This is a genomic window from Cryobacterium arcticum (genome assembly GCF_001679725.1).
Classification (GTDB): Bacteria; Actinomycetota; Actinomycetes; order Actinomycetales; family Microbacteriaceae; genus Cryobacterium; species Cryobacterium arcticum_A.
On sequence record NZ_CP016282.1, the window covers coordinates 4,148,566 to 4,174,501 of the forward strand.

Consider the following 25,936-nt stretch of genomic DNA (forward strand, 5'->3'; position numbering starts at 1 on the left):
GTCGTCGATTCCCGGCCCACGGCGATTTTCCGGGCCCTAAGACCCTGCCAATGGACCTGTCCGGTTGGCCAAGGACCACTCGCACGTCCTAGGGTGGAGGGTTGGCCGTGCCGTTTTCGGCGCCCGCCCCTTCTCGAATCGCACGATCTTCCCGCACTGCCGCCGGCGCCCCCGCCCGAGCAGCGCTCGGTCCCGGGACGCCCCGACTCGATTGGTTGCCCGTTATCAGTTCCACCGAACCCGACGCCGCGGCGCGCACTCCCAGCGCGACCCCGCCCCCGTTGATCCCTCCCACTTCAGCCGCTTCGACGAACCGGCGCCGCCGTTTCGGCGTGCATGTGGCCGCCCCGAGAATCTTCTACCCTGCGCTGGCCATCATCGTCGCCGTGGTTCTCATCAGCATCCTCTTCCCGGTCCGCACGGGCGCCGTTCTGGCGCAACTGCAGACCCTGGTCGTGGCGGGCCTCGGCCCGTACTACGTGGTGCTGGTGGCATTCTTCGTCATTTTCGCGGTGTGGATGGGTCTGAGCCGGTTCGGCGACATCAAGCTCGGCCAGGACGACGATGCGCCGGAGTTCGGGCTGATGTCCTGGTTCGCGATGCTCTTCGCCGCCGGAATGGGTATCGGCCTGGTGTTCTGGGGCGCCGCGGAGCCGCTCACGTACTTCCTCGAACCCAAGCCCGGCGTGCACGGCAGCAAGCCGGAACTGGCGGCAGCAGCCATGTCGCAGACGTTCCTGCACTGGGGTTTCCACGCCTGGGCGGTCTACGCCGTTGTCGGCCTCTCGCTTGCCTACGCGATTCACCGCAAGGGCCGGCCGGTGTCGATCCGGTGGGCCCTCGAGCCGTTGCTCGGCGACAAGGTCAAGGGTCGTCTCGGCGACGCGATCGACGTCACCGCGATCGTGGGCACCCTGTTCGGTGTGGCCACCTCGCTCGGGCTCGGTGTGAAGCAGATTGCCGCGGGGCTGCGCCACCTGGGCGTCGTCGACTCGGTCAGCAACACCCTGCTGGTGGTCCTGATCGTGATCATCACCCTGATCGCCATCGCCAGTGTCGTCAGCGGCGTCGGCAAGGGCATCAAGTGGCTCTCCAACATCAACCTCGGCGGGGCGGCGTTGTTCCTCGTCGCCGTTCTGCTGCTCGGGCCCACGATGTACCTGCTGCGCGTCTTCGTGCAGTCCCTCGGCGGGTACTTCCAGAACATCGTGGGTCTCACCTTCGATGCGAGCGCCTTCACCGGTTCGGCCGGCCTGGACTGGCAGGGTAGCTGGACCGTCTTCTACTGGGGCTGGTGGATCTCCTGGGCACCGTTCGTCGGGGTCTTCATCGCCCGCATCTCCCGTGGCCGCACGGTGCGCGAGTTCGTCGCCGGTGTGCTCCTGGTTCCCACGCTCGTCACCTTCCTCTGGTTCGCCGTCATGGGCGGCAGCGTCATCAAGCAGGTCTGGGAGAACCCCGCCGCCCTCGTCGACCCAGAGGTGGGGATCGTTCCGGAGAACGTGCTCTTCGATTTCCTGGCACAGCTTCCCCTCGGGCCGGTTCTGGCCGTGCTCGCCGTCGTGATCGTGGCGATATTCTTCATCACCTCGGCCGACTCCGGCTCCCTCGTCATCGACATGCTCGCCTCCGGCGGCGAGACGGATCCGCCCAAGTGGAGCCGCATCCTGTGGGCGAGCCTGGTTGGCGTCGTCGCGATCGCCCTGCTGCTGGCCGGCGGCCTGTCCGCGCTGCAGACCGGTGCCATCCTCACGGCGATCCCCGTCAGTGTGGTGATGATCGGTATGTGCATCGCCACGTATCGCGCCTTCCGCGCCGAACACCAGGTGCTGGTGCAGGTCGAACGCCGGGTACGCCGGGAAGAGATGGCCCGCCGGATCAGCAAGAGCGTCACCAACCACCTGGAGAACAACTTCGACGAGCACTTCGGCGACCAGATGGACGGCCGCATCACCGCCGCGATCACGGATGCCGCCGGCAACGTGTCCGTCCAGACGCGAGAACGGCGCTCCTTCTGGCCGCGCCGGCCGCGCGCAGCAACACCCCTCGAAGACCGGCCTGACCTGGGCGACCCGGCGTCGGAGGAGATGCAGGACCTCGGTGACCTGATGCCGCAGGACCCGCAGCCCACGGCGGACACGTCGTCGGCGGCAGACCACGCCGAACCCGACGCCGAGACGCCGGATGCCACTCTCGCGCCGGACGCCGACCCGGAGGACCCGCGCACATCGTGAGCCGTCTGGCGCACCGGGCCGGCCGGGCCTGACGCGCCGCACACCGACAGGGCCTGACCGGTGGGATCATCCCACCGGTCAGGCCTTTTTCGACGGTTGCCGAAGCCGGCCACTGGCTCGCTCCGTTCGTCAGGTGGGCCCAGAGTCGAGGCTCGGTACCTGCGACAGGTGAGCACAGACCCCCCAAACGCGACAGACTGAGGACGTGACCCGTCTTCCGTTCGATCCGTCCAGACTCGGTCGCGGGCTCGCATTCGCCTCGGCGATCGATGATCTGAGTGCTGCGCTTGATCGGAGCCGCACCGTGGTCGTCAGCGCGCCGCCGGGCACGGGAAAGACCACGCTCGTGCCGCCCATCCTCGCCGATCGGGTTCCGGGTCGTGTGATCGTCACTCAGCCACGCCGGGTCGCCGCCCGCGCTGCCGCCCGACGACTCGCGCAGTTGGACGGATCCGCTCTGGGCTCTCGCGTCGGATACACCGTCCGTGGCGAACGTCAGGTGAGTCCAACCACCGTGATCGAGTTCGTGACCGCCGGCGTGCTTCTGCGCCGACTGCCCGATGACCCTGGTCTCGACGGGATCGATGCGGTCATCATCGACGAAGTGCACGAACGGGCTTTGGAGACGGACCTGCTGATCGGGTTGCTCGGCGAGGTTCGCGAGCTGCGCGACGACCTCGTGCTCATCGCGATGTCCGCCACCCTCGACGCCGAGAGGTTCGCGACAATTCTCGGTACGGATGCGTGCCCGGCCCCGATCGTGAGCCAGAGCGTACCGGCCCATCCGCTCGAGGTGCGCTGGGCGCCCTCTCCCACACCTCGGCTGGATGAGCGGGGCGTCACCCGGGCTTTCCTCGACCACGTCGCGAGCACCGCGGTGGCCGCACACCGCACCCTCGTGCGCACCGATCCGGCCGCCGATGCTCTCGTCTTCGCTCCGGGTGCGCGTGAGGTCTCCGAGATCGCCGGACGCATCCGTTCTCTCGCCGCGGAGTTCGACGTGCGGGAACTGCACGGCCAGATCCCCGCCGCAGAGCAGGATACGGTGATCAGTGGGCGGAGCCCCGATGCTGCGGCACGAATCATCGTCACGACGTCACTGGCCGAATCCTCGCTGACCGTGCCCGGCGTACGCCTGGTCGTCGACACCTGCCTGTCGCGTGCTCCGCAGCGGGATGCTGCGCGCGGCATGAGCGGTCTCGTCACCGGCCCGACGCCCAAGGCCTCCGCCATTCAGCGCTCGGGGCGCGCCACCCGGCAGGGGCCTGGTGTCGTGATCCGCTGCGTCGACGAGCGCACCTTCGCCACGGCGCCGTCGCACGCTGCCCCCGAGATCCAGGCGGCAGATCTCACCGATGCAGCCCTGCTCCTCGCTTGCTGGGGCGCCCCACGTGGCGTGGGCCTGAGGCTGGTCGATCCGCTCCCGTCCGGCAGCCTGGACGAGGCCCTCGCCGCGCTGCGTGGGCTCGGCGCCATCGATGCCGCTGAACGCGCCACCGACGAAGGGCGAGCGCTCGCCCGCGTCCCTGCACCTCCGCGCCTCGCCCGCGCACTGCGCACCGGGAGTGGCCTGGTCGGCGGGCGCACAGCGGCCGAGGTCATCGCGCTGCTCACCGGTGACATCCGCGTTCACGACGGAGACGCCCAGGCCACTCTCAACGCGCTGCGCACTAGGCGAAGCCCGGATGCCCGCCGATGGGAGCAGGATGTCCGCCGTCTCGAGCGCTTCGCCGGGGCGAGCGACACGGCGCGAGGAGGCAATGATCAGACCGGACTCATCATCGCGCTCGCCTTTCCCGAGTGGATCGCCCGCCGCGTCGATCAATCGCCCAACGGTGCAACCTTTCTGCTCGCCTCCGGCACCCGTGCCGGGATCACCGGTCCGCTCGCGAGTGCCGACTGGTTGGCGGTGGCGGACGTCGCTCGGGCAGAGGGACGAGCGGCCGCAGGAACCGGGGCACTCATCCGCTCTGCCGCCGTCATCTCCGAGAACCAGGCGGAGCAGGTGGCGCCCCATCTCTGCACAGACCGGGTCGAAGCACGGTTCGTGGACGGGCGCGTCGTGGCCCGCCGCGAACGTCGGATCGGGGCGATCATTCGCTCGTCCGTGCCGGTGCGCGTACCGGCGGACGATGGCGGACGGGATGCCGTCCGCCGTGCCGTCACAGCGCACGGCCTCGGAGTGTTCATCTGGTCAGACGCCGCGGACGCTCTGCGGCGTCGCCTCGCGCTGCTGCATCGCGAGCTCGGATCGCCCTGGCCGGATGTCTCAGACACCGTTCTGCTCGCTACGCTCGATTCCTGGCTCGGCCCCGAGCTGAGCGACCTGGCCGCCGGCACTCCGGCCGCGCGCATCGACCTTGCCCCTGCGCTCCGCCGCACCCTGCCCTGGCCTGCCGCGGTCGACCTTGACGCTCTGGTTCCGGAGCGCCTCCAGGTTCCCAGCGGTTCGCAGGTCCGTCTCAGCTACCCACCCGCCGATGATTCGTCGGCTCGTCCCGTTGTGGCTGTGAAACTCCAGGAATGCTTCGGGTGGGCAGAGACCCCACGAGTCTGCGGAGGACGAGTGCCGGTGTTGTTCCACTTGCTTTCCCCCGCCGGGCATCCCCTTGCCGTGACCGACGACCTCGCATCCTTCTGGGAAGGTCCGTACTCCCAGGTGCGAGCGGAGATGCGCGGACGCTACCCGAAGCACCCCTGGCCGGAGGACCCCTGGTCCGCCGTACCCACCCGGCACACCACGCGCCGCGCTGCCCTAGGTTAGGCCGGCGACAGACGACCCAGCGGTCAGCTGACAGCTATGCGCCGGGCACCATGTCCGCGAAGCGGGAGTAGTGGCCGTGGAAGGCCACCGTGACGGTGCGGGTGGGGCCGTTACGGTGCTTGGCCACGATCAGGTCGGCCTCGCCGGCACGCGGGTTGTCCTTCTCGTAGGCGCTCTCACGGTGCAAAAGGATGACCATGTCGGCGTCCTGCTCCAGCGAACCGGATTCACGGAGGTCGGAGATGGCCGGCATCTTGTCGGCACGCTGCTCGGGACCACGGTTGAGCTGGGACAGCGCGATCACGGGGACCTGCAGTTCCTTGGCCAGGAGCTTGAGCGCCCGGGAGAACTCACTGACTTCCTGCTGGCGGGATTCGACCTTCTTGCCGGAGGTCATCAGCTGCAGGTAGTCGATCACGACGAGCTTGAGGCCGACGCGCTGCTTGAGCCGCCGGCACTTGGCGCGGATCTCGACCAGCGTCATGTTGGGGCTGTCGTCGATGTAGAGGGGCGCGTCGTTGATGCGACCGCGGGTGGCGGCGATGGTGGTCCAGTCGCGGGCCTCGACGTTGCCCTTGCGCATGCTCTGCAGGGGAACGGACGCCTCGGCGGCGAGCAGGCGCATGGCGATCTCACTGCGTCCCATTTCCAGGGAGAAGAAGATGCTGGGCATGTCGTGGTGGATGGACGCGGCCCGGGCGAAGTCCAGCGCGAGGGTGGACTTACCCAGGGCGGGGCGGGCGGCCACGATGATGAGCTGGCCGCCGTGGAAGCCGTTGGTGAGCTCGTCGAGGTCGGCGAATCCCGTGGGCACACCGGTGAACTGGCCGTCTTTGAGCTTGGCCGCTTCGATGTCCTCGATGGCCGCCGTCACGGCGTCGGTGAGAGGAACGTAGTCCTCGGTCTCGGTGCTGCCGGTGATGGAGTAGATCTCGGCCTGCGCCGTGTTGACCAGGTCGAGCACCTCGCCCTCGCCGGCGTAACCCATCTGGGCGATCCGGGTGCCCGCGTCCACGAGCTTTCGCAGCATGGACCGTTCGGCGACGATGGTGGCATAGAACCCGGCGTTGGCGGCCGTGGGCACGAGGCTGGTGAGCGTGTGCAGGTAGTCGGCGCCGCCGGCCCGGGAGATCTCACCGAGCTTGGTCAGTTCGTCGGTGACCGTGATGACGTCGGTGGGCTCACCCTGCGCGTACAGCGAGAGGATGGCGTCGAAGATGATCTCGTGCTTGGGCACGTAGAAGTCTGCGGCTCGCACCGTTTCGACGACGTCGGCAACGGCATCCTTGCTCAGCATCATGCCGCCGAGGGCGCTCTGCTCGGCCAGCAGGTCGTGCGGCGGCGTGCGCTCGGAGTGGCGAGGTTCGGAGGTGCTCCGGTACTCGGAGCCGCGGTCAGAGCCGCGCTGATCTGATCCGCGCTGGTCTGCGTAACCCAGGTGAGCTATCGACACGCCGGGCCTCCTCTGTTGGTGTGATTCAGGTCTATCAGGAGCCGATGACACCGGCCGCCCGGCACGCAGGCGCATCCGGTGATCGACCCGCTTGCCTACCCTAGAGAGGCTTGACTCCGCAGCCAAACCGCCCTGTGGATAACCCTGTGGGGAATCTGCGTGAAACGCCGCCGCGCTTGTGCACAAGCTGTGCACTCACCTGTGGACAACTCACGAGTATTAAAGTTAAAACACCGTTTGATCTGGCTTTTATTCTATTCACACGTGTGTGGAAAAACTTGTTTCAATACTCGCTTGAATGTTGATGAAATAGGTGGACACCTGTGCACAAAGGGGTGGAAAGCGCCGCCGGAATGTGCCACAAATTGGGGCATGGCGGCGGCGTTAAAGAGGTGTAGCGGTGGTCCCCGAAGGAACCACCGCTACACCCGAGTACAGACGCTTACTTAGCGGCTACCACCTGAAGGGTGATGGTCGCGCTGAGCTCGTCGCGCAGACGAACCGTCGCGGTGTGCTCGCCGGTCGCCTTGATCGGGCTGAGCTCGATCTTGCGCTTGTCGACGGCACCGAGACCGGCAGCGGCAACCGCTTCGGCCACGTCGGTGGTCTTGACGGAGCCGAACAGGCGTCCGCCGGCGCCGGCCTTGACGACCAGCTTGACCTTGGTGCTCTCAAGGGCGACCTTGAGGGCCTGGGCCTCTTCGAGGGTGGCGTGCTCGCGGGCTACGCGGGCGGCCTTGATCTGCTCGATCTGCTTTTCGCCACCGCGGGTCCACGCAACAGCGAAGCCCTGGGGGAGAAGGTAGTTGCGAGCGAACCCGTTCTTGACATCAACGATGTCACCGGGGGTGCCGAGGCCGGAGACCTCGTGCGTCAGAATCAGTTTCGACATGTGAGGGCTCCTTACCGGCCTGAGCCGGCGTAGGGCAGCAAGGCCATTTCGCGGGCGTTCTTGACGGCACGCGCGATCAGGCGCTGCTCCTGGACGGAGACGCCGGTGATGCGGCGGGCGCGGATCTTTCCACGCTCTGAGATGAACTTCCGAAGAGTGGGGACATCTTTGTAATCGATGACACCAACCCGGATCGACTTCGCGGGGGCGGCGTTCTTGCCACCCTTAGCACCGCGGAGCGGCTTGCGGCGGTCGCCGCTCGACTTTCCAGCCATGATTTCCTTACTTTCTTAAACGTGTGTGTGCAGCCGTCAACCGTGAGGTTCGGCTTAGAAGGGGGTCTCGTCGCTGAAGTTGCCCGGGGTGTTCCAGACATCTCCGCCGCCGGTGTTGGCTGCGGGGGCGCTGGGTGCCCAGGGCTCGTCGTTGCCCTGCTGCTGCGCGACGGGCGCGCCGCCGCGAGGAGCGGACGAGGACTGCGCACGCGTGAGAGAGGCGGTGGCGTAGCGCAGCGAAGGACCGATTTCGTCGATCTCGAGCTCCATGCTCGTGCGCTTTTCACCTTCCTTGGTCTCATACGAACGCTGCTTGAGACGCCCGGAAGCGATGACACGGGAACCCTTGGTCAGTGAACCGGCCACGTGTTCGGCGAATTCACGCCAAACGCTCGCGCGCAGGAACAGTGCCTCGCCATCTTTCCACTCGTTGGCCGCGCGATCGAAATTGCGCGGAGTGGAGGCAATGGTGAAGTTGGCTACCGCCAGCCCGTTCTGCGTGTAACGCAGTTCCGGATCGCTGGTGAGGTTGCCCACCACGGTGATTACGGTCTCGCCGGCCATGGGCTACTTGTCGCTTGCCTTGTCGGCGTCTGCCTCGGCAGGAGCGTCCACGGCGACCGGAGCTGCCGGGGCAGCTGCGGGCTTCGCGGAAGCGGCGACCTTGGCAGCGGGAGCTGCGGCAGGAGCGTCGGCCTTGACCGGAGCAGCAGCAGCCTTCGGGTTGGCAGCCTTGCGGGCGGCCTTCTCGGCGGCAAGCTTGCTTGCGACGGCAACCTGGGCGATGCCCTCTTCGGCGCGGAGAACCTTGGTGCGCATGACGGCTTCCGACAGCTTCAGCTGGCGGTCGAGCTCGGCAGTTGCTGAAGCGTTCGCGGTGAAGTCGACGACGGCGTAGATGCCCTCGGCCTTCTTGTTGATCTCGTATGCGAGACGGCGGCGACCCCAAACGTCAACCTTGTCAATGGTTCCACCATCGTTGCGAACAACGTTGAGGAACTTGTCAAGGCTGGGAGCTACGGTGCGCTCATCGATCTCGGGATCGAGGATAACCATCAACTCGTACTGATGCATGACTAACCCACCTCCTTCGGACTAAAACGGCTGCAGTATTTCTGCAACAGGAGGGTTGTGCATGTGTTGAAGGTGGAGGCCGGGACTCCGGCACACAGACAACCTGCCAAGACTACCCGAACGGGGAGCCAAGCGCCACCGTTCGGTTTCGGTGCCCTCCACCCCGAGATTCCGGCACGGTGCCGGGTGCGGGGCGGCCCGCATCGGAGCATCACGACTCCGGCCTCAACCCCGCGGCCTGCAGGACCTCGCGCAACCGGCCCGGGTGCAGGGCATCCGCCCAGCGCCACCGGGCCAGGGTGCGGCCGGATGCCTGCAGTCGCGCCTCGCGCGACCGGTCGCCGGGCCGGGACACCTCGCAGTCGAATTCGCCGAGCAGCGTGCGACGTTTCACGTGGAACCGGGCGTCCCAGCGGAAGTCGATCTGGTCCTCTCCGTCCGGGTGCGGGCAGGCCGCGCGCAACTCGGGCAGCGGAACCCTGGCGAGGTACATGCTCGCCCGGCTGAGCGATTGCCCCCTCGAACCGGACCGCGGGTCGGCGAACCGGGCGGCCAGCCGAGCGCGCGCGGCACCGCGCTCTGCGCCCAGGCCCAGCACGCGCTCGAGAAGCCGGTCCCGGGAGACGGCGGGGGCCAGCGTGCCCGGCGGCAGCACGAACCGTGGCTGCAACCCCGCGTCGAGGCTGATCACCGCCGAGCGGAACGGCTGGCTGCGGGCCAGGTCCACCATCGTGCGGAGCCTTGTGGTGGCGAGCAGGCCGCCGACCTCGGTGATGTCCGCGTCGGAGAGGTACTCCCGGTGCCAGGTGATGCCCGGCGCTTCGGCCAGGTCGCGCCGGCCGCCCTGCAGGTGCACGGTCCGCGGCCAGGGTCCCAGGATCGGCAACCCCCAGACCCGCGCCGCGGACAGGTGGGTCAGCACCGGGCGAGAGCGCCGGCCCAGGGCGGTGGCGTAGATCCGCATCAGGTAGCGCGCGTCCCGGTCTGCCCGCAGCCAGACATCCGTAGACAGGTCCGGGTAGCTGCCCGGTTCGAGCTCGGTGAGGAGCGCTTCGGTGGTTTCCATGCCCCGACAGTGCTCGCCGGCGGGGCCGATGCCGCCCACGCCGGCGCTGGTGTGCAGATCGGCACCACGGGAAGGGGCTGTGGAGGAGGGGCGCAGCCCGGGAGGGTCAGGCCTCGCGCGCGGCCCACCAGGACAGAAGCCGTCTGGTGGCTTCCTCGGTGCCGAGCGGGCCGTCGTCCAGGCGCTGCTCCAGCAGGTAACGGTAGGCCTCGCCGACCTCGCGTCCGGGTGCGAGCCCGAGCACCGCCATGATTTCCTCACCATCGAGGTCGGGGCGCACCGCTTCCATTTCTTCCTGCGCGGCGAGCTCACTGATGCGCTGCTCGAGGTCGTCGTAGGCGAAGCCCAGCCGGTCGGCTTTGCGGCGGTTACGGGTGGTCACGTCGGCGCGGGTGAGGATGTGCAGCCGTTCCAACTGGTCCCCGGCGTCGCGAACGTACCGGCGCACCGCCGAGTCGGTCCAGGCGCCCTCGGTGTAGCCGAAGAACCGCAGATGCAGTTCGACCAGCCGGGAGACGGCCGAGATCGTGTCGTTGTCGAAGCGCAGCGCGCGCAGTCGCTTCTTGGCCAGCTTCGAACCGACCACGTCGTGGTGGTAGAAGCTCACCACGCCGCCGGGCTCGAGGCGCCGGGTCGCCGGCTTGCCGATGTCGTGCAGCAGCGCCGCCAGCCGCACCACGAGGTCGGGCTCGGCGAGATTCTTGCGCGACCTCTCATAGCCGATGGCCTGGTCGAGCACCGTCAGGGTGTGCTGGTAGACGTCCTTGTGGTGGTGGTGCTCATCCACCTCGAGGCGCAGGTCGGGGATCTCGGGCAGCACGATCGCGGCCAGGCCCGACTCCACGAGCAGCTCGATGCCGGCCCGCGGATTGTGCGCCCGCAGCAGCTTGCCGAGCTCGTCGCCGACCCGTTCCGCCGAGATGATGTCGATGCTCGACGCCATGGCCGCCATGGCGACGGCCGTCTCCATCTCCAGGGTGAAGCCGAGCTGCGCGGTGAACCGCGCGGCCCGCATCATCCGCAGCGGGTCGTCACCGAAGGAGATCTCGGGCGCCGTCGGCGTTCGCAGCACCCCGTTGAGGAGGTCGTCGATCCCGTTGGACGGGTCGACGAGAACCACCTGCGGGAGCCGCAACGCCAGGGCGTTCACCGTGAAGTCGCGGCGCAACAGGTCGTCTTCAAGGCTGGAGCCGAACACCACGTCGGGGCGACGGGTCTGCCCGTCGTAGCTGTCGGCGCGGTAGGTGGTGATCTCCACCTTCTCGCCGGCGATCTGGGCGCCGATGGTGCCGAAGGCCCGGCCGATGTCCCAGTGCGCCTCGGCGATCGGCTTCACGATCGCGAGGATCTGGTCCGGGGTGGCGTCGGTGGTGAAATCGAGGTCGTTGGTGACCCGGTCCAGGAACGCGTCGCGCACGGGGCCGCCGACCAGGGCCAGCTCGAAGCCGGCGTCAGCGAACGCATCCGCCAAACGGGAAATGGTGGGGGAGGCAGCCAGGTCGCCCAGTCTTGCGAGGGCTGCCGCGACGCTCTGCATGACCCCAATGGTACTGGCTCGCCCCGCGCCGCCGCGTGCCGCCCAGCCCACGCGGAGGGTTCTGCGCTGCGTACGCCGTAGAATCCCGTACATGGTGGCCGATCGGAATAACGCGCGTCGGCCCGCGCTCCCCAGAACACGGCGCCGTCTTCTCGCCCTGCTGCTCTCTGCCCCCCTGGTGTTGTTTCCCGCCCTGGCAGTGGGCCAGTCCGCTACGGCCGCGCCGGCACCGGTCGCCACGGCGGCAACGAATACGGTGTCCATGGCGACGGATGACGACTCCGTCACGCTGTCTCTCTCGCCGAGCGCCTCGTCGATCCTGCACATCAACGAGGACCTGCGCCTGTCCGTAAGCGTCACCAACGACTCGGCCTCCCCGCTTTCCTCCGCAACGGTCGAGGTCTACCTGGCCGAGCGCGCCCTCACCACTCGCACCGCGCTCAACGACTGGCTCGACCCCGACGACGATCGCGACTCCGGCGAGCTGATGCTGAGCGTGCCGCTGACCGCGCCGGTGCAACCGCACAGCACCGTCAGTCTCGACGTCACCGTGCCCAACGCGTCACTCGGGCTGTTCGAGTGGAGCCCGTGGGGACCGCGTGGCATCGCCGCGACGCTGAGCACCGATGACACCGTGCGGGCCGCCGGCCAGTCCACCTTCGTCTGGTACCCGGACACGTCGACCACCCAGGTGCCCACGGTCACCCCGGTCAACCTCGCCGTGGCGATGCCCATCACCACACCGGCCGGAAGCACCGGCATCATCGGTTCGGACGACCTCGCCGCCTACACCGCATCCTCGGGGATCCTCACCCGGCAGCTCGACGGCGTCATCAACAAGCCCGTCGCCATCGCCATCGACCCCATGATCATCGCGTCCATCCGGCTGCTGGGCAGCGCCGCGCCGCCCACCGCGGTCGACTGGCTGGCCCGCCTCGACCAGGCCGAGAACGATATATTCCCGCTCGGGTATGCGGATGCGGACCCGTCACTGGCCGTGCAGGCCGGCGCCTCGGGGGTGCCGGTGCCACTCTCTCTGAACTTCGCCCTCGACCCGAACCTGTTCGCCGCGACCGACCAGGTCACTCCGCCGGCGGGGCAGTCCGAGGCCACGGATCCCGCCACCCCCGCGCCCACGGCCACCCCCGAGTCGCCGACGAGCACAGTGCCCACCCTTGAACAGCTGCTCGCCTGGGACTACACCTCCACGACGATCGCCTGGCCCGCCGACAACGTCGTCGCCCAGGACGACCTGGCCGCCTTCGCCGCCGCGGGGCTGTCCACCACGATCCTCGCGGCCGGCAATGTCACGCAGTCCGACGAGGACGCCACGGCAAGCACCACCACCGCTCTGGGCTCGGACGAGCTCGGCCTGGTCGCCGACGCCGGCATCTCGACGGCGCTGCGCACCGCCGCGACCGCCACCACCGACGACGCCTGGCGCGCCGCGATGGCCGAGGTCTCCTCGCAGATCGCCGTGGTCGCCGCCGCCAACCCCGCCGCCGCCCGCACCCTCCTCGCCACCATAGACCGGGGCTGGCCGCCCACCGCCGCACGCCTCGCCCAGACCATCCAGGCCCTGAACGAGCTGCCCTGGTACGCGCCCACCACCCTGACCACGGCCACCGCCACGCCCGTCTCGACGAGCGTCAGCTTCGCCGCGCAGGCCGAACCCACCGGAACCGTGGACCTGGCCGCCCGCCTCATCGACCGCGAAACCGAACTCAACGATTTCTCCACGGCCCTCGCCGACCCCGTCGCCGTCACGGCACCGAACCGGCTGGCGCTGCTCGCCCTCCTGGCGCCCGCCTGGCAGTCCGACACCACCGCGTGGCGCACCGCCGTTGGGGACAATCTGGCCGCCTCCCACGAGGTGCTGCGGTCGATCACGGTCACGACCACCGGACCCATCAACGTCGTCGGCAGCAAGGTCGACATCCCCATCACCCTCAACAACGCCCTTGGCCAGGCCGTCACGGTGCGCGTGCAGGTGGTGCCGTCGAACGGCCGCCTGGTGGTGGGCAACGACGTCGAGGCCGTCCTCGACGCCAGCTCCGCCAAGACCGTCTCCATCCCGGTCACGGCCGCGGTCGGTAACGGTGCGGTGACCCTGCGGGTCTCACTCTTCACCCCGTCCGGCGCCGCGATCGACCAGCCGTCGCTCATCTCCGTGAACGTCCGCGCCGACTGGGAAGGCATCGGGTCGCGGATCTTCGCCGCACTCGTGGTGCTGTTCTTCGGCTTCGGCGTCTGGCGCAACATCGTGCACCGTCGCCGCGACCGGGCCCTCGCTGCCCGCACCGAGGCCGACCCGCATGCCGAGTCCGGCGCCGACCCCGCGCCCAGCGCATCCGCTGAGCCGACCACCGAACCCGACGACCTTCCGACGGCTCCCCGTGGCTAGCACGGGCGGCATCGGCCGCGCCAGCGCGATCCTGGCCTCCGGCACCATGGTCTCCCGGCTCCTCGGGTTCCTCAAGGTGATCGTGTTCGCCCGCGTGATCGGGCAGTTCGGCCAGAGCGCCGACGCCTTCGCCCTGGCCAATCAGCTGCCCAACACGGTCTACACGATCGTGGCCGGCGGCGTGCTCACCGCGGTGCTCGTTCCGCAGATCGTGCGCGCCAGCCTGCACGACGACGGCGGCACGGCCTATATCAACAAGCTCGTCACCCTCGCCCTGGGAATCCTGGCCATCACGACCCTGGTCGCCAGCCTGTTGGCACCCGTCATCACCCGCTTCATCGGGCCGGGCTACTCCCCGGAACAGCTGTCCCTGGCCATCGCGTTCGCCTACTGGTGCCTGCCGCAGATCTTCTTCTACGGCCTGTACACGGTGCTGGGCGAGGTGCTCAACGCCCGCAAGTCCTTCGGCCCGTTCACCTGGGTCCCCGTGCTCAACAACGTCATCGCCATCGCCGGGCTGCTCGTCTTCATGGCCCTGTTCGGCGCCGACCCGCTGGGGCAACGCCTGGCCACCGACTTCACCCCAGGCATGATCGCCCTGCTGGCCGGCAGCGCCACGCTGGGCGTCGTGCTGCAGGCCGTGGTGCTCTACTACTTCTGGCACCGCATCGGACTGCGCTACCGACCCGATTTCACCTTCCGTGGCGTCGGCCTCGGCGCGGCCGGCAAGATGGCCAGTTGGACCTTCGGCATGCTGCTGCTCACCACCGCAGCCGGCATCGTCGAGACCCAGGTCGTCTCCGGCGCCTCCGGTGAGGACGCCTCGACGGCGGTGCTCAGCACCGCCTGGCTGATCTTCATGCTGCCGCACTCGATCATCACGGTCTCGGTCGCCACCGCATACTTCACCCGGATGAGCGAGCACGCCTCCCGCGGCGACACGGCCCGGCTCCGCACGGATGCGTCCTCCGCCATCCGCGGCACCACCCTGCTGATCGTGCTCGCCAGCGCCGTCATCATGGTCTGTGCCTACCCGTTCGCGGCCGTGTTCGTGCACGAGAGCTTCACCCAGACCCAGGCCATCGGTAACGTCATCATCGCCTACCTGCTGGGCCTGGTGGCCTTCTGCGTGCTCTTTGTCGTGCAGCGCACCTTCTACGCCCTCGGCGACACCCGCACGCCGTTCTTCTTCACCCTCTTCCAGGTCGTGCTCGTCGTGGTCGGCGTGCTCGGCTGCCTGCTGCTCCCCCGGGAATGGACCGCGTTCGGGATCGCCCTCGTCGTGACGGTGTCCGGCACGCTACAGGCCCTCCTGGCCGCCTGGCTGCTGCGTAAGCGCCTCGGCGGTATCGACGGTCGCCGGATTCTCCGCAGCCTGGTGAAGTACCTCGTTGCGGCCGTCGTGCCCGTGGCTGCGGGGCTCGCCCTGCTCGTGACGCTCGGCGGCACCCGCGCCGACGGCTTTGCAGTGTCGGGCATCGCCCCGGCGATCATCAGCATGGTCATCATCGGGCTGGTCATGTCCGGTCTCTATTTCGGCCTGCTGCTGCTCATGCGCAGCAGCGAGTTGCACGGTTTCGTGGCCCCGTTGAAGGCCCGTTTCCGCCGCTGACCCGGTAACCGGTTGCTGAGCGCCGGCTGTGCACCAGGGCCAGGGGCCGGCCGGCGCGGAATAGCATCCGATTAGGATGTGTTGTACCCGAAAGTGAGGCGCCGAAGGGCGTCTCTCCCACTGATTTCAAGGAGTCTACGCGTGCGTCAGATCATCATCATCGGTTCGGGCCCTGCCGGGTTCACGGCCGCCATTTACGCTGCGCGGGCGAACATGAAGCCGCTCCTGATCGCCAGCTCGGTCGAGGCCGGCGGTGAACTGATGAACACCACCGACGTGGAGAACTTCCCCGGCTTCGCCGACGGCATCCAGGGTCCCGAGCTGATGGCCAAGATGCAGGAGCAGGCCGAGAAGTTCGGCACTGAGGTCGTCTACGACGACGTCACGAAGCTGGAATTCGGCGACACCGTGAAGTCGGTGACCCTGGGCAACGGCGAGACGCACGAGGCCCTCTCGGTGATCTTCGCCACCGGCTCCGCCTACCGCAAGCTCGGCATCCACGATGAAGAGCGTCTGAGCGGCCGGGGTGTCTCCTGGTGCGCCACTTGCGACGGGTTCTTCTTCAAGGAGAAGGTCATCGCCGTCGTCGGCGGCGGCGACTCCGCCATGGAGGAGGCCACCTTCCTCACCCGCTTCGCCAGCAAGGTCTACATCATCCACCGCAAGGACACCCTGCGGGCGTCCAAGATCATGCAGGAGCGCGCCAAGTCGCACCCGAAGATCGAGTTCGTCTGGAACACCGAGGTCGTCGGCATCGATGGTGAAGACGCTGTGGAGGGCCTGCGCCTGCGCGACACCGTCACGGGTGCCGAAAGCAACCTCCCGATCGGCGGCCTGTTCGTGGCGATCGGCAACGACCCGCGTACCCACCTCGTGCACAACCTGCTCGACCTCACCAGCGACGGCACCATCGCGGTCGCCGGACGGTCCTCCAAGACCAGCCAGGCGGGCGTGTTCGCCGCGGGAGACGTCATTGACCCCACGTACCGCCAGGCCGTCACCGCGGCCGCCAGCGGCACCGTGGCGGCTCTGGACGCCGAACACTACCTGGCTACCCTTCCCGAGGATCTGCTGGCTCAGGCCGGCGACCCCGAATTTGCAAGCGTCACCAACTAAGGAGCACTACATGTCAGCACGCGCCGTTACCGACGCCACCTTCGACCAGGAAGTCATCAACAACGAGAAGACCGTCCTGGTGGACTTCTGGGCCGAGTGGTGTGGCCCGTGTCGCGCCGTCAGCCCGATCCTCGACCAGATCGCCGCTGAGAACTCCGACAAGATCGACATCGTCAAGCTGAACGTCGACGACCACCCGGCCCTCGCCGCGAAGTACATGATCACCTCCATCCCCGCGATGAAGGTCTTCCAGAAGGGCGAGGTCGTCAAGACCGTCATCGGCGCCAAGCCGAAGCCCGCCCTCGAAGCCGACCTGGCCGCCTACCTCAAGTAGCCGCCGGACGGTTCCTCGCGAACCCCAACACCCGCCCGGCACACGCCGGGCGGGTGTTTTTGCGTATTCGCGCGGGCATCCGCCGGCTTATGCGGACACCGCGCGTGGCACCCCATACGATTAAGGCCTCACCAGAACGGACATGACGTGACAGCGATAGGCACCCCCCAGGCCGGCAACAACCTCGACCCGTGGTATCACCACTACGCCGAGCGAGCCGCCGCCCTGCGCGCCTCCGAGGTACGCGCCCTGTTCGCGGTCGCCTCCCGCCCAGAGGTCGTCTCCCTGGCCGGCGGAATGCCCTACGTCGCCGCTCTGCCGCAGGACCTCGTCATGAACGCGCTCGAGAACGTCATGCGCAAACAAGGTCCCGTGGCCCTGCAATATGGCTCTGGTCAGGGAGTTCCCTTATTCCGGGAGCAGATTCTCGAGGTCATGGCCCTCGAGGGCATCCGGGCGAACGCCGACGACGTCGTCGTCACCACGGGGTCGCAGCACGCCCTCGAACTGGTCAGCAAGCTCTTCCTCGACCCGGGTGACGTCGTCATCTCGGAGGGGCCGAGCTACGTCACCGCGATGGTGATCTTCAAGTCGTACCAGGCGGACGTGGACCACGTTCCGATGGACGACCAGGGCATGATCCCTGAGGCCCTGCGCGAGCACATCGCCCGGCTGAAGGCCGCGGGCCGCACGATCAAGTTCCTGTACACGATTCCCAGCTTCCACAATCCGGCCGGGGTCACGCTCAGCTGGGCGCGTCGCCTGGAGATCCTCGAGATCGCCCGGGAGAACCAGATCCTGGTTCTCGAGGACAACCCCTACGGGCTGCTCTACTTCGACCAGAAGGCACCGGATGCGATGCGGTCGGTCGAGCGCGACGGCGTCATCTACCTGGGCACCTTCTCCAAGACCCTGGCACCCGGGTTCCGGGTGGGCTGGGCCCTGGCGCCGCACGCCATCCGCGAGAAGCTGGTGCTGGCCAACGAAGCCGCCGTGCTCTCCCCCAGTTCGTTCAGCCAACTCGTCATCTCCGAGTACCTGGCCACGGCAGACTGGAAAGGCCAGATCAACACCTTCCGCGGTGTCTACCGCGAACGCAAGAACGCCATGCTCTCGGCGCTGGCAGAATACCTGCCGGAGCTCACCTGGACCAACCCCAACGGTGGCTTCTACGTGTGGCTGAACCTGCCCGAGACCCTGGACTCCAAGGCCATGCTGCCACGCGCGGTCAAGGAGCTGGTGGCGTACACCCCCGGCACCGCCTTCTTCGCGGACGGCCAGGGCCGCCAGAACATCCGGTTGTCGTTCTGCTATCCGACTCCGGAACACATCCGCCTCGGCATCCGCCGCCTGGCCACCGTCGTGCGCGACGAACTGGAGCTGCTCGACACCTTCGCCGGCACCGGCTCCCTGTCGCCCGCCCACGACGGTCGCCGTTTCGGTGCCCCGCCGCCCGACATCAACTGACCCGACACACCTGACCCGCTGTCACCCCAACTGCAGTGACACCACCCGCAGCGACCGGCCCAACCAAAGGAAAAACCCAGATCATGAGCGAATCCGAGTTCCTTGACGTAGTGGTTCTCGCGGGCGGCATCTCGCACGAACGGGACGTCTCCATCCGCAGCGGCCGACGCGTCGCCGACGAGCTGACCAACCTCGGCCACCGGGTCACCCTGCTCGACCCGCAAGCCGGATTGCTCACCGAACTCGCCGAGCGCCGGCCTGACGTCATCTGGCCGGTGCTCCACGGTGCCACCGGAGAAGACGGCGCCCTGCTGTCCCTCCTGGAAACCACGGGAATCCCGCACGTTGGACCCCGGGGAACCGCGGCAGGCCTGGCCTGGTCCAAGCCCACCGCCAAGGAACTCGTGCGCCGGGCCGGGTACTCCACTCCAGCCTGGATCGCCCTCTCCCGCGAGACCTTCCGGGACCTCGGTGCGGCCAGCGTGCTCGAACACCTCGTCACCGCGCTCGGCACCCCGCTGGTGGTCAAGCCGGCCCAGGGCGGCTCGGCCCAGGGTGTCACCATCGTCGAGACCGCCGCCGGGCTTCCCCGCGCCATGGTGGATGCCTACACCTACGCCGACACCGCCCTCGTGGAGACCAAGATCGAGGGCACCGAGCTCGCGGTGACAGTCATCGACACCGGCGACGGCCCCCAGGCCCTTCCGGCCGTGGAAATCGTGCCCGTCAGCGGTGTTTTCAGCTTCGAAGCCCGCTATAACGCCGGCGAAACGCTGTTCTTCACACCCGCACGCATCGCGCCGGACATCGCCGCCACTGTGGCGGAGACCGCCGTGGCGATCCACCGCCTACTCGGTCTGGCCCAGCTGTCCCGAATCGACCTCATGGTGGATGCCGATGGTGTCGCCTGGTTCTTGGAAGCGAATGTTCTCCCCGGCCTCACCGAGACGTCGCTCGCACCCCAGTCGATCGAGGCATCCGGCGAGACTCTTGGCGCCGTGTACGCCGCCCTGGCCCGAGCCGCCTCGGTCAGCTTGCGCTGACTTCAGCCATGTTTCACGTGAAACACTGAGCCAGCCGCACGGACCAACCCCTCCCCCGCTCCTGACCCACGCGCCGGCCGCCGGGTCACTGGCCACTGGCCGCTGGCCGCTGGCCGCTGGCCGCTCTGGTCGATCGCAGACCAGCACCCCCACCAGCCCCTCAGGCGCTGGTTGCGGCCGTCTAGATCATCACCCAGCCCGAGCCTCGAACCGTTTCACGTCAAACAATGAGCCCGGCGCCCGGGCTGATGCACGTCGTCGCGATCGCCGTTGGTTGAGCCTGTCGAAACCAAAGCCGGGCACATTCCCGCGGTGACACCTGAGGTGGAGTGAGGCCTGGCTCCGGGTCACAGGCGGCGCTTGCATCGCAAGAGCGAGCTCCACTCGGGTCGCGTTCGGGAGTTTCACGTGAAACACCGACGACATGGGCGAATTTCATTCAGGCCTGTGGGGAAGCGGTGGAATTGAGCCCGTCACCATCGGCGGATAAGCGCGAAAGGGTCGACAGGTTTCACGTGAAACGGTCGCTTTCGGCGGCCTGCGAGGCGCTGTGCGGCAGCTTTCGTGATCTTGATCCGGTAGTGAGCCATGCATTTCGGCGCACAGACGCGCCGACAACGCTTGAATTTCATCGATCGCCGCCTTCGACATGAGGCGTCGTTCGAAAATTGAGGGCGCCCCAGGTCTCGACGAGATCGACCACCGCGTGGATGTGTGCCCTCGCCCGTTACGCGCCGCGACCGATAGGCCCTGCAACGGGCGAGAAATTACGGGCCGTTTCACGTGAAACATTTGCCCGCACCCCTCCTTGCCAAGTCTTCGCCCTCTCGGCGACTCGACCGACGCGTGCATACGTTCCGATCCGAGTCTGGACGAGTGAGCCGGACTGACACTGAGGACCTTGATCGTGTGTGGAGTGTTTCACGTGAAACACAGTGATGATCGTGACCGGGTCTAGTCAGCATCGAGCACGTCGACTTGGAAGTGAATGTTCAGCGTAGCTGGTCTCGACTGGCTCGACCGACGCGGTTGGTCGGCGCCCTGGTAAACGGGTCTCGACAGGCTCGACCGGCGGGGTTGGTCGGCGCCCAGGTGACCTGGTCTCGACAGGCTCGACCATCGCGTGGTTGCGAACCAGCACTCGTCACGAGATACATGGGATTCGAATCCAGCTAGGTGTGCCCCGTCGCCGTGACCAGCTGTGAAGGTTTCACGTGAAACACTTGCACAACGACGTGATCAGAGCGTCTCGACAGGTTCGAGCAGCCGGATTCAGTTCACCACATGCGCTTGAGAAGCGGATGTTTCACGTGAAACGTGAGAGATTTAGTTCGCTCCGAAGCCGGGCTCACCGAGAACACCGAGGATGCGGTTCAAGTCGCCTATCGTCGCAAAATCGACTGTGATCTGGCCTTTTCTTGCGCCCAGACTGATCTTCACACGGGTATCCAGGCGATCACCGAGGTGTTCGGCGATCTCATTCAGGTGCCCCTGTCGTTTTCCGGGCGACGGCTTCACGACGACAGGCTTCGGGCCCGCCGCCGCCGCGGCCTCAGCCGCGCGAACAGACAGGTCCTCGTTCACGATCTTGTCGGCCAGCCGCAGCATGCCATCGTGGTCCCCCACCGAGAGCACCGCACGGGCGTGTCCGGCCGAGAGAACCCCTGCCGCCACACGCAGCTGAACGGCCTCGGGCAGCTTCAGGAGCCGGAGGGTGTTCGTAATCTGCGGGCGCGACCGCCCGATGCGGCTGGCCAGTTCTTCCTGGGTGATCTCAAAGTCGGACAGCAGTTGCTGGTACGCCGACGCCTCTTCCAACGGGTTGAGCTGGGCGCGGTGCAGGTTCTCCAGCAGCGCATCCCGCAGCATGTCGATGTCGGCGGTGTCGCGCACGATGGCCGGAATACTGTCGAGACCGACCTCTTTGGTCGCGCGCAGGCGGCGCTCACCCATGACGAGTTCGTATTTACCGGGCTGCTCGGCCAGCGGACGCACCACGATCGGCTGGAGCACGCCGACCTCGCGGATGCTGTGCACCAACTCGGCCAGGTCGTCTTCATCGAACACGCTGCGGGGCTGCACGGCGTTCGGCACGATATCAGCCGGGTTGAGGTGTGCGAGGCGGGCGCCTGGTACCGGCAGCAGATCGCTGTCCGAATCGCTGGCTGACTCGACGGTTTCACTGGGAGACGTCGCAAGGGCCACATCCACGGCCAGAGCCTGCGTGGATCCGGTCACGGGGGAGGCGCCGGCGGTTCCCTCGGCATGAGGATTCTCGTTATACGGGAAGAACACGTCGACCGGACGCGCCTGGGACGGGTTGTCCTGTACAGGAATCAGCGAACCGATGCCACGACCAAGCCCTGTGCGTTTTGCCATTACTGCTCATCTCCTGATTCTGGAACGCCCCGACGGGCCATTTCTGCCGCTGCTTCGAGGTAGGAGAGCGATCCTGCGGAGTTCAGATCGTAACTGATGACGCTCTGACCGTAGCTGGGCGCCTCAGAAACGCGCACAGAGCGCGGAATCAGGGTATCCAGCACCTGTTTCGGGAAGTGGTCGCGCACATCCTGCGCCACCTGGTTGGCCAGATTGGTGCGGCTGTCGTACATCGTGAGCAAAATCGTGGACACGACGAGCTGCGGGTTGAGGTGCTTCTCGATCAGCTCGATGTTCTTGAGCAACTGACTCAGCCCCTCGAGCGCGTAGTACTCGCACTGGATGGGGATGAGAACCTCGCGCGCGGCGACAAACGCGTTGATGGTGAGCAGACCGAGCGACGGGGGACAGTCGATGAAGACGTAATCGTACGGGTCCGTCATCTCCTTGATGTGCAGGTCGAGGGCGCGGCGGAGACGCTGTTCCCGGGCGACGAGTGAGACCAACTCGATCTCGGCCCCGGCCAGGTGGATGGTGGCGGGGACACAGTAGAGCGCCCCGAATTCCGGGCTCTTCTGCACAACGTCCACCATGGGCAGGTCGTTGATGATGACGTCGTAGACGCTGGGGGTCTCTGCGCGGTGCTCCACACCGAGGGCCGTCGACGCGTTGCCCTGCGGATCCAGGTCGATCACGAGCACGCGCGCACCCTGCCTTGCCAGTGCCGCGGCCAGGTTCACGGCCGTGGTGGTCTTCCCGACCCCACCCTTCTGGTTGGAGATCGTGATCACACGGGTGCTGGCCGGCTTCGGCAGCCGTTCGGCCGCGATCACCTGCCGCCGACGGGTCAGGTCTGAAATCTCCCGGGCCAGGGGGGTGCTGTTGTCGAGGCCGGGGCCGGGGGAGCCGGCCTGCTGGTCTTCGCCAGGATGTTTCACGTGAAACCTTTGCGTTCGACGGTTGATGAGCCACCCGAGAGTGAGCCACGGCGGATGCCTGTTCGCAGGGAACGGGCGCTGCCGGGACTAGTCCACTGTAGCCCTTATGACCCGGGTGACGTCCGGCAGCACGCCCTCACCGAGGGTGAGAACTTCGACATTTCGCAGCCGGAAGCGGGCGATGGCCTTGGCCGCGTTGGCTATCTCACCCGCGGCACCAGCCCCCTTCATGACGACGAGCTCCCCGCCCGGCCGCAGCAGCGGCGCGGTCAGGGGAATCAACGTTTTCAGGGCGCTCACGGCCCGTGCGGTGACCTGATCGAGCGGGGCATCCAAGCGGATGTCTTCGGCCCGAGCCCGCAACACTGTTGCGTTGGTCAGACCGAGTGCCTCGATCTGACCGGTCAACCAGGCCACGCGACGTTCCATGGGCTCGATGAGCACGAAGGACACGTCGGGACGGGCAATCGCGAGAACCAAGCCGGGCAGCCCGGCGCCGGAGCCGACATCGCCGACTCGACCCGGGCGCAGCAGCGGAGCGACCAGGACGCAGTTCAGGATGTGCCGGCTCCACAATCGGGGGAGTTCGAGCGGTCCGATCAGCCCCAGTTCCTCACCCTGCTCGGCGAGGTGACGGGTGAAATCACGCGCCGCGTCGATGCGGTCGCCGAACAGCTCGGCGGCAACGGCCGGCTCGGCCTCGAGAGAGAGGGTCACTGTTTCACGTGAAACTACGCGGCGGTGATGACCGTGTGGCGGTCACGGCCTTCACCCAACGACTCGGAAACGAAGCCACGCTCCGACACGATGTCGTGCACGAGCTTGCGTTCGTAGGACGACATCGGGGGGAGGGAAGCCTCCGTTGCGCCGCCCTCGATGCGTTCGATCGCCCGGCCGACGAGGTCGGTGAGCTCCGCCTGGCGCGCCTCACGCGAACCGCCGACGTCGAGGATCAGACGGGAGAACGAGCCGGTCTTGTTCTGCACGGCCAGGCGGGTGAGCTCCTGCAAGGCGTTGACGGTGTCGGGCTTGGACAGCAGACGCAGGTTGGTCGCGTCGGACGAGTTCACCGACAGGTAGGCACGTCCGTTGCGGGCATCGATGTCGATGTCCCCATCGAGGTCGCAAATATCCAGGAATTCCTCGATGTAGTCGGCGGCGATGTCGCCTTCCTGCTCCAACTGGCCGATGGTCGGTAGTGCGTCGGGGGCGTCGGCAGCAGCATCCGCGTTGATCACGTCGGTGTTCTCAGTCACGTTGTTGTCCATCCCTGTTACTTCTTGGGGCCGGTCTGCTTCTTGGCCCGGTTCTTACCCACGGGCTGCTGACGCTGGGCCGGCTTCTTGGCCTCTTCTACGACGATGATGTCGCCGTCGGTGGCGATGAGCTTGCCCTTGCGGGCCATGCGCTCTTCGCGCGCCTTGGCGGCCTCGCTGCCGGGGGTGGGCATGTTGCGGATGACCAGGAACTGCTGGGCCATGGTCCAGATGTTCGAGGTGAGCCAGTAGAACATGACGCCGAGCGGGAAGGCCACACCGGAGAAGGCGAACACCAGCGGCAGTAGGTACAACATGATCTTCTGCTGGCGGAACATCGGGCTCGCCTTGGTCTCCGGCGACATGTTCTTGGAGACGATCTGCAGCTGGGTGATGAACTGCGAGGCGGTCATGAGGATCACCATGGTGGCGGCGATGATCATGACGGAGAGGTTGAAGTCCGCGCCGGCTGTCATCAGGGTCCACTGCTGCGCGAACGTGTCGTGCAGCGGGGCCCGGCCGAAGAGGGTGGCGTTACCGAAGCTCGTCGCGAGCTCCTGGTTGAGCGGGCCGACACCGGCGTTGGACTTCTGGGCGTCATTGAGCACCGAGAAGAGGGCGAAGAAGATCGGCATCTGCAGCAGCAGCGGCAGGCAGGAGGCCAGCGGGTTGGTGCCCGTGCGCTTGTACAGCTCCATGGTCTCGCGGGACATGGCCTCGCGGGAGAACTGGTCCTTCTTGCCCTTGTACTTGTCCTGGATCTTCTTGAGCTGCGGGGCGACCTCGAGCATCTTGCGCTGGCTCTTGATCTGCCGCACGAAGATGGGGATCAGTGCCGCACGCACCACGAGCACGAGGCCCACGATGGAGAGCACCCAGGTGAGGCCGTCGTTCGGGTCGAGGCCCACATTGGAGAACACCCAGTGCCAGGCGACGAGCAGAAGCTCAACGGCCCATTTCAGCGGCCAGAGAATAGTACCTAAGAGGTCCATGCGTGCGAGTCAGCCCTTTCCGTGGCTAAAGGAACTACAAATCCAAACGACGTCACGGTGTAGCGACGGTGTCGTTTCAGGGGAACATCATCGATTCCGCCCTCAGCCCAAGGATGACAACGCAAGACCCGGCGTGCGGCGAAGAAAGCGCCGACGATCAGGCCATATTCCTGAACGGCGCCAAGGGCATACGCCGAGCACGAGGGGTAATACCGGCAAACATCGCCGTACAACGGTGAGATTACCGCGCGATACACGCGCAGGAGCACCACCCCGACATTTCGGGGGAGCAGCACCAGCGTGAGGATCGCCCTGTTCATCGTCCGCGCTGGCCCTTGACCATGGCGGTCGACAGCTCGGCCACGAGTTCGGGCCAGCTGGCGTCCACTGATGTGGGTAGTGCGCGAAAAACGACCTCCGTCCCGGCGGGAACGCCAGGAAGGAGATCGAAACTTACGGCCTTCATTCGACGACGGATGCGGTTACGCACCACCGCACCGCCAACGTTCTTGGCCACGATGAACCCGAACCGCACCGGAGTGGGTTCGGAGGTACGGCGAAGATACGTCACGGTGTGCGGGCCAACGACCCGCATACCTCGTCGAACGACAGCTTTGTAGTCGCTCCCGCTCGTAATGCGATTGGCGTGAGCGAGCACGGGATCGCTTACGCGGAGAGTTCGGTGCGACCCTTGCGACGACGAGCACCGAGGATGGCGCGTCCGGCGCGGGTGCGCATACGAAGACGGAAACCGTGCACCTTCGCGCGACGACGGTTGTTCGGCTGGAACGTTCTCTTGCTCATTGTTCAATCTCCACGTATTGGATCTCCGCAGGCCTAAACGAGCGGCCGGGAAAGAGTGAGGTAGCCCACGGGCTGGGGTCAACTGATTAAAACTACGGCTTCGCTCGCCCGCGGTCAAACTGACGAGGCCCAAACGTACGATTCTGCCCATTGATTTCCCATTTCTGGTACAGACACGCTGAGGTTCTTCGAGCTAATTTGGCCTGACCGCCGGTCATTGACTACCGTGAGGACAAGTTATCCACAGGTTGTGGGTAAAGCCTGAGAATCCAGTCGTTATTTGCCCACAGGCGGTG

General features: G+C 66.8%; 22 protein-coding genes and 1 pseudogene. 8 read left to right on the plus strand and 15 right to left on the minus strand.

Annotation, left to right across the window (positions count from 1 at the left end; all coding sequences use genetic code 11):
* Nucleotides 1-338 precede the first annotated feature (338 nt).
* Nucleotides 339-2,234 carry a BCCT family transporter gene (locus PA27867_RS19120; protein ID WP_066598653.1) on the plus strand — a complete coding sequence of 632 codons (1,896 nt, stop codon included), beginning with the start codon at nt 339-341 and terminating at the stop codon, nt 2,232-2,234.
* A gap of 205 nt (nt 2,235-2,439) precedes the next feature.
* Nucleotides 2,440-4,998 carry an ATP-dependent helicase HrpB gene (gene hrpB, locus PA27867_RS19125; protein WP_066598656.1) on the plus strand — a complete coding sequence of 853 codons (2,559 nt, stop codon included), beginning with the start codon at nt 2,440-2,442 and terminating at the stop codon, nt 4,996-4,998.
* Nucleotides 4,999-5,032: 34 nt separating this feature from the next.
* Here hrpB and dnaB read toward each other — a convergent pair whose 3' ends face one another.
* The 7 genes and pseudogenes from dnaB to PA27867_RS19160 all read right to left on the minus strand — a co-directional run bounded on the left by dnaB (nt 5,033) and on the right by PA27867_RS19160 (nt 11,295).
* Complete coding sequence (gene dnaB / locus PA27867_RS19130; protein WP_066598657.1) at nt 5,033-6,451, minus strand: replicative DNA helicase; 1,419 nt, start codon at nt 6,449-6,451, stop codon at nt 5,033-5,035.
* Nucleotides 6,452-6,893: 442 nt separating this feature from the next.
* Nucleotides 6,894-7,343 carry a 50S ribosomal protein L9 gene (gene rplI / locus PA27867_RS19135; protein WP_066598659.1) on the minus strand — a complete coding sequence of 150 codons (450 nt, stop codon included), beginning with the start codon at nt 7,341-7,343 and terminating at the stop codon, nt 6,894-6,896.
* Nucleotides 7,344-7,354: 11 nt separating this feature from the next.
* Nucleotides 7,355-7,618, minus strand: coding sequence for a 30S ribosomal protein S18 (gene rpsR, locus PA27867_RS19140; RefSeq protein WP_035835236.1), 264 nt, complete (start codon nt 7,616-7,618; stop codon nt 7,355-7,357).
* Nucleotides 7,619-7,672: 54 nt separating this feature from the next.
* The gene (locus tag PA27867_RS19145) at nt 7,673-8,182 is read right to left on the minus strand and encodes a single-stranded DNA-binding protein (protein WP_066598661.1); all 510 of its coding nucleotides are present in this window, start codon (nt 8,180-8,182) and stop codon (nt 7,673-7,675) included.
* A gap of 141 nt (nt 8,183-8,323) precedes the next feature.
* Nucleotides 8,324-8,692 (minus strand): annotated as a pseudogene (gene rpsF / locus PA27867_RS19150) (30S ribosomal protein S6); the annotation flags it as partial.
* A gap of 211 nt (nt 8,693-8,903) precedes the next feature.
* Entirely contained in the window at nt 8,904-9,758 is an 855-nt protein-coding gene (locus PA27867_RS19155) for a hypothetical protein (protein WP_066598665.1), read from the minus strand.
* 106 nt (nt 9,759-9,864) lie between these two features.
* The gene (locus PA27867_RS19160) at nt 9,865-11,295 is read right to left on the minus strand and encodes a CCA tRNA nucleotidyltransferase (protein ID WP_066598666.1); all 1,431 of its coding nucleotides are present in this window, start codon (nt 11,293-11,295) and stop codon (nt 9,865-9,867) included.
* A gap of 91 nt (nt 11,296-11,386) precedes the next feature.
* Between PA27867_RS19160 and PA27867_RS19165 the strand changes: the two genes are divergently transcribed.
* From PA27867_RS19165 to PA27867_RS19190, 6 genes are all read left to right on the plus strand, one after another.
* Nucleotides 11,387-13,699, plus strand: a complete 2,313-nt coding sequence (locus PA27867_RS19165; RefSeq protein ID WP_157109306.1) for a DUF6049 family protein — start codon at nt 11,387-11,389, stop codon at nt 13,697-13,699.
* Nucleotides 13,692-15,311, plus strand: a complete 1,620-nt coding sequence (murJ, locus tag PA27867_RS19170) for a murein biosynthesis integral membrane protein MurJ (protein WP_257784136.1) — start codon at nt 13,692-13,694, stop codon at nt 15,309-15,311. Before PA27867_RS19165 ends, murJ begins: the two co-directional genes overlap by 8 nt.
* A gap of 141 nt (nt 15,312-15,452) precedes the next feature.
* Entirely contained in the window at nt 15,453-16,427 is a 975-nt protein-coding gene (trxB, locus tag PA27867_RS19175) for a thioredoxin-disulfide reductase (RefSeq protein WP_066598671.1), read from the plus strand.
* A gap of 10 nt (nt 16,428-16,437) precedes the next feature.
* Nucleotides 16,438-16,761, plus strand: coding sequence for a thioredoxin (gene trxA, locus PA27867_RS19180; protein WP_066598673.1), 324 nt, complete (start codon nt 16,438-16,440; stop codon nt 16,759-16,761).
* A gap of 147 nt (nt 16,762-16,908) precedes the next feature.
* Nucleotides 16,909-18,228 (plus strand): PLP-dependent aminotransferase family protein, encoded by a 1,320-nt coding sequence (locus tag PA27867_RS19185; RefSeq protein WP_066598675.1) that lies wholly within the window; start codon nt 16,909-16,911, stop codon nt 18,226-18,228.
* Between the two features lie 83 nt (nt 18,229-18,311).
* Nucleotides 18,312-19,271, plus strand: a complete 960-nt coding sequence (locus PA27867_RS19190; protein ID WP_066598677.1) for a D-alanine--D-alanine ligase family protein — start codon at nt 18,312-18,314, stop codon at nt 19,269-19,271.
* A 1,326-nt stretch (nt 19,272-20,597) separates the two neighbouring features.
* Here the strand turns inward: PA27867_RS19190 and PA27867_RS19195 are convergent.
* From PA27867_RS19195 to rpmH, 8 genes are all read right to left on the minus strand, one after another.
* On the minus strand, nt 20,598-21,650 hold the full coding sequence (locus PA27867_RS19195) for a ParB/RepB/Spo0J family partition protein (protein WP_066598679.1): 1,053 nt from the start codon (nt 21,648-21,650) through the stop codon (nt 20,598-20,600).
* Nucleotides 21,650-22,588: a ParA family protein gene (locus PA27867_RS19200; RefSeq protein WP_066598681.1), complete on the minus strand. Its 939-nt coding sequence runs from the start codon at nt 22,586-22,588 to the stop codon at nt 21,650-21,652. The genes PA27867_RS19195 and PA27867_RS19200 overlap by 1 nt, the downstream gene beginning before the upstream one ends.
* Before the next feature lie 87 nt (nt 22,589-22,675).
* Entirely contained in the window at nt 22,676-23,305 is a 630-nt protein-coding gene (rsmG, locus tag PA27867_RS19205) for a 16S rRNA (guanine(527)-N(7))-methyltransferase RsmG (RefSeq protein ID WP_066598683.1), read from the minus strand.
* Between the two features lie 14 nt (nt 23,306-23,319).
* Nucleotides 23,320-23,856 carry a protein jag gene (locus tag PA27867_RS19210; RefSeq protein ID WP_084021325.1) on the minus strand — a complete coding sequence of 179 codons (537 nt, stop codon included), beginning with the start codon at nt 23,854-23,856 and terminating at the stop codon, nt 23,320-23,322.
* A gap of 5 nt (nt 23,857-23,861) precedes the next feature.
* Complete coding sequence (gene yidC / locus PA27867_RS19215) at nt 23,862-24,836, minus strand: membrane protein insertase YidC (RefSeq protein ID WP_066598684.1); 975 nt, start codon at nt 24,834-24,836, stop codon at nt 23,862-23,864.
* Nucleotides 24,824-25,156, minus strand: a complete 333-nt coding sequence (gene yidD, locus PA27867_RS20395) for a membrane protein insertion efficiency factor YidD (RefSeq protein WP_084021326.1) — start codon at nt 25,154-25,156, stop codon at nt 24,824-24,826. The genes yidC and yidD overlap by 13 nt, the downstream gene beginning before the upstream one ends.
* Nucleotides 25,153-25,494, minus strand: a complete 342-nt coding sequence (gene rnpA, locus PA27867_RS20400; protein ID WP_084021327.1) for a ribonuclease P protein component — start codon at nt 25,492-25,494, stop codon at nt 25,153-25,155. Before rnpA ends, yidD begins: the two co-directional genes overlap by 4 nt.
* An 8-nt stretch (nt 25,495-25,502) precedes the next feature.
* Entirely contained in the window at nt 25,503-25,640 is a 138-nt protein-coding gene (gene rpmH, locus PA27867_RS20405) for a 50S ribosomal protein L34 (RefSeq protein WP_010204566.1), read from the minus strand.
* Between the last annotated feature and the right edge of the window lie 296 nt (nt 25,641-25,936).

What these genes read in the sequence shown, in the direction of transcription:
- PA27867_RS19190 (WP_066598677.1), top strand. Translation starts at nt 18,312, where the DNA reads ATGAGCGAATCCGAGTTCCTTGACGTAGTGGTTCTCGCGGGCGGCATC.
- rplI (WP_066598659.1), bottom strand. Translation starts at nt 7,343, where the DNA reads ATGTCGAAACTGATTCTGACGCACGAGGTCTCCGGCCTCGGCACCCCC.
- PA27867_RS19145 (WP_066598661.1), bottom strand. Translation starts at nt 8,182, where the DNA reads ATGGCCGGCGAGACCGTAATCACCGTGGTGGGCAACCTCACCAGCGAT.
- rpmH (WP_010204566.1), bottom strand. Translation starts at nt 25,640, where the DNA reads ATGAGCAAGAGAACGTTCCAGCCGAACAACCGTCGTCGCGCGAAGGTG.
- trxA (WP_066598673.1), top strand. Translation starts at nt 16,438, where the DNA reads ATGTCAGCACGCGCCGTTACCGACGCCACCTTCGACCAGGAAGTCATC.
- PA27867_RS19195 (WP_066598679.1), bottom strand. Translation starts at nt 21,650, where the DNA reads ATGGCAAAACGCACAGGGCTTGGTCGTGGCATCGGTTCGCTGATTCCT.
- PA27867_RS19155 (WP_066598665.1), bottom strand. Translation starts at nt 9,758, where the DNA reads ATGGAAACCACCGAAGCGCTCCTCACCGAGCTCGAACCGGGCAGCTAC.
- rpsR (WP_035835236.1), bottom strand. Translation starts at nt 7,618, where the DNA reads ATGGCTGGAAAGTCGAGCGGCGACCGCCGCAAGCCGCTCCGCGGTGCT.
- PA27867_RS19160 (WP_066598666.1), bottom strand. Translation starts at nt 11,295, where the DNA reads ATGCAGAGCGTCGCGGCAGCCCTCGCAAGACTGGGCGACCTGGCTGCC.
- PA27867_RS19165 (WP_157109306.1), top strand. Translation starts at nt 11,387, where the DNA reads ATGGTGGCCGATCGGAATAACGCGCGTCGGCCCGCGCTCCCCAGAACA.
- yidD (WP_084021326.1), bottom strand. Translation starts at nt 25,156, where the DNA reads ATGAACAGGGCGATCCTCACGCTGGTGCTGCTCCCCCGAAATGTCGGG.
- PA27867_RS19210 (WP_084021325.1), bottom strand. Translation starts at nt 23,856, where the DNA reads ATGGACAACAACGTGACTGAGAACACCGACGTGATCAACGCGGATGCT.
- yidC (WP_066598684.1), bottom strand. Translation starts at nt 24,836, where the DNA reads ATGGACCTCTTAGGTACTATTCTCTGGCCGCTGAAATGGGCCGTTGAG.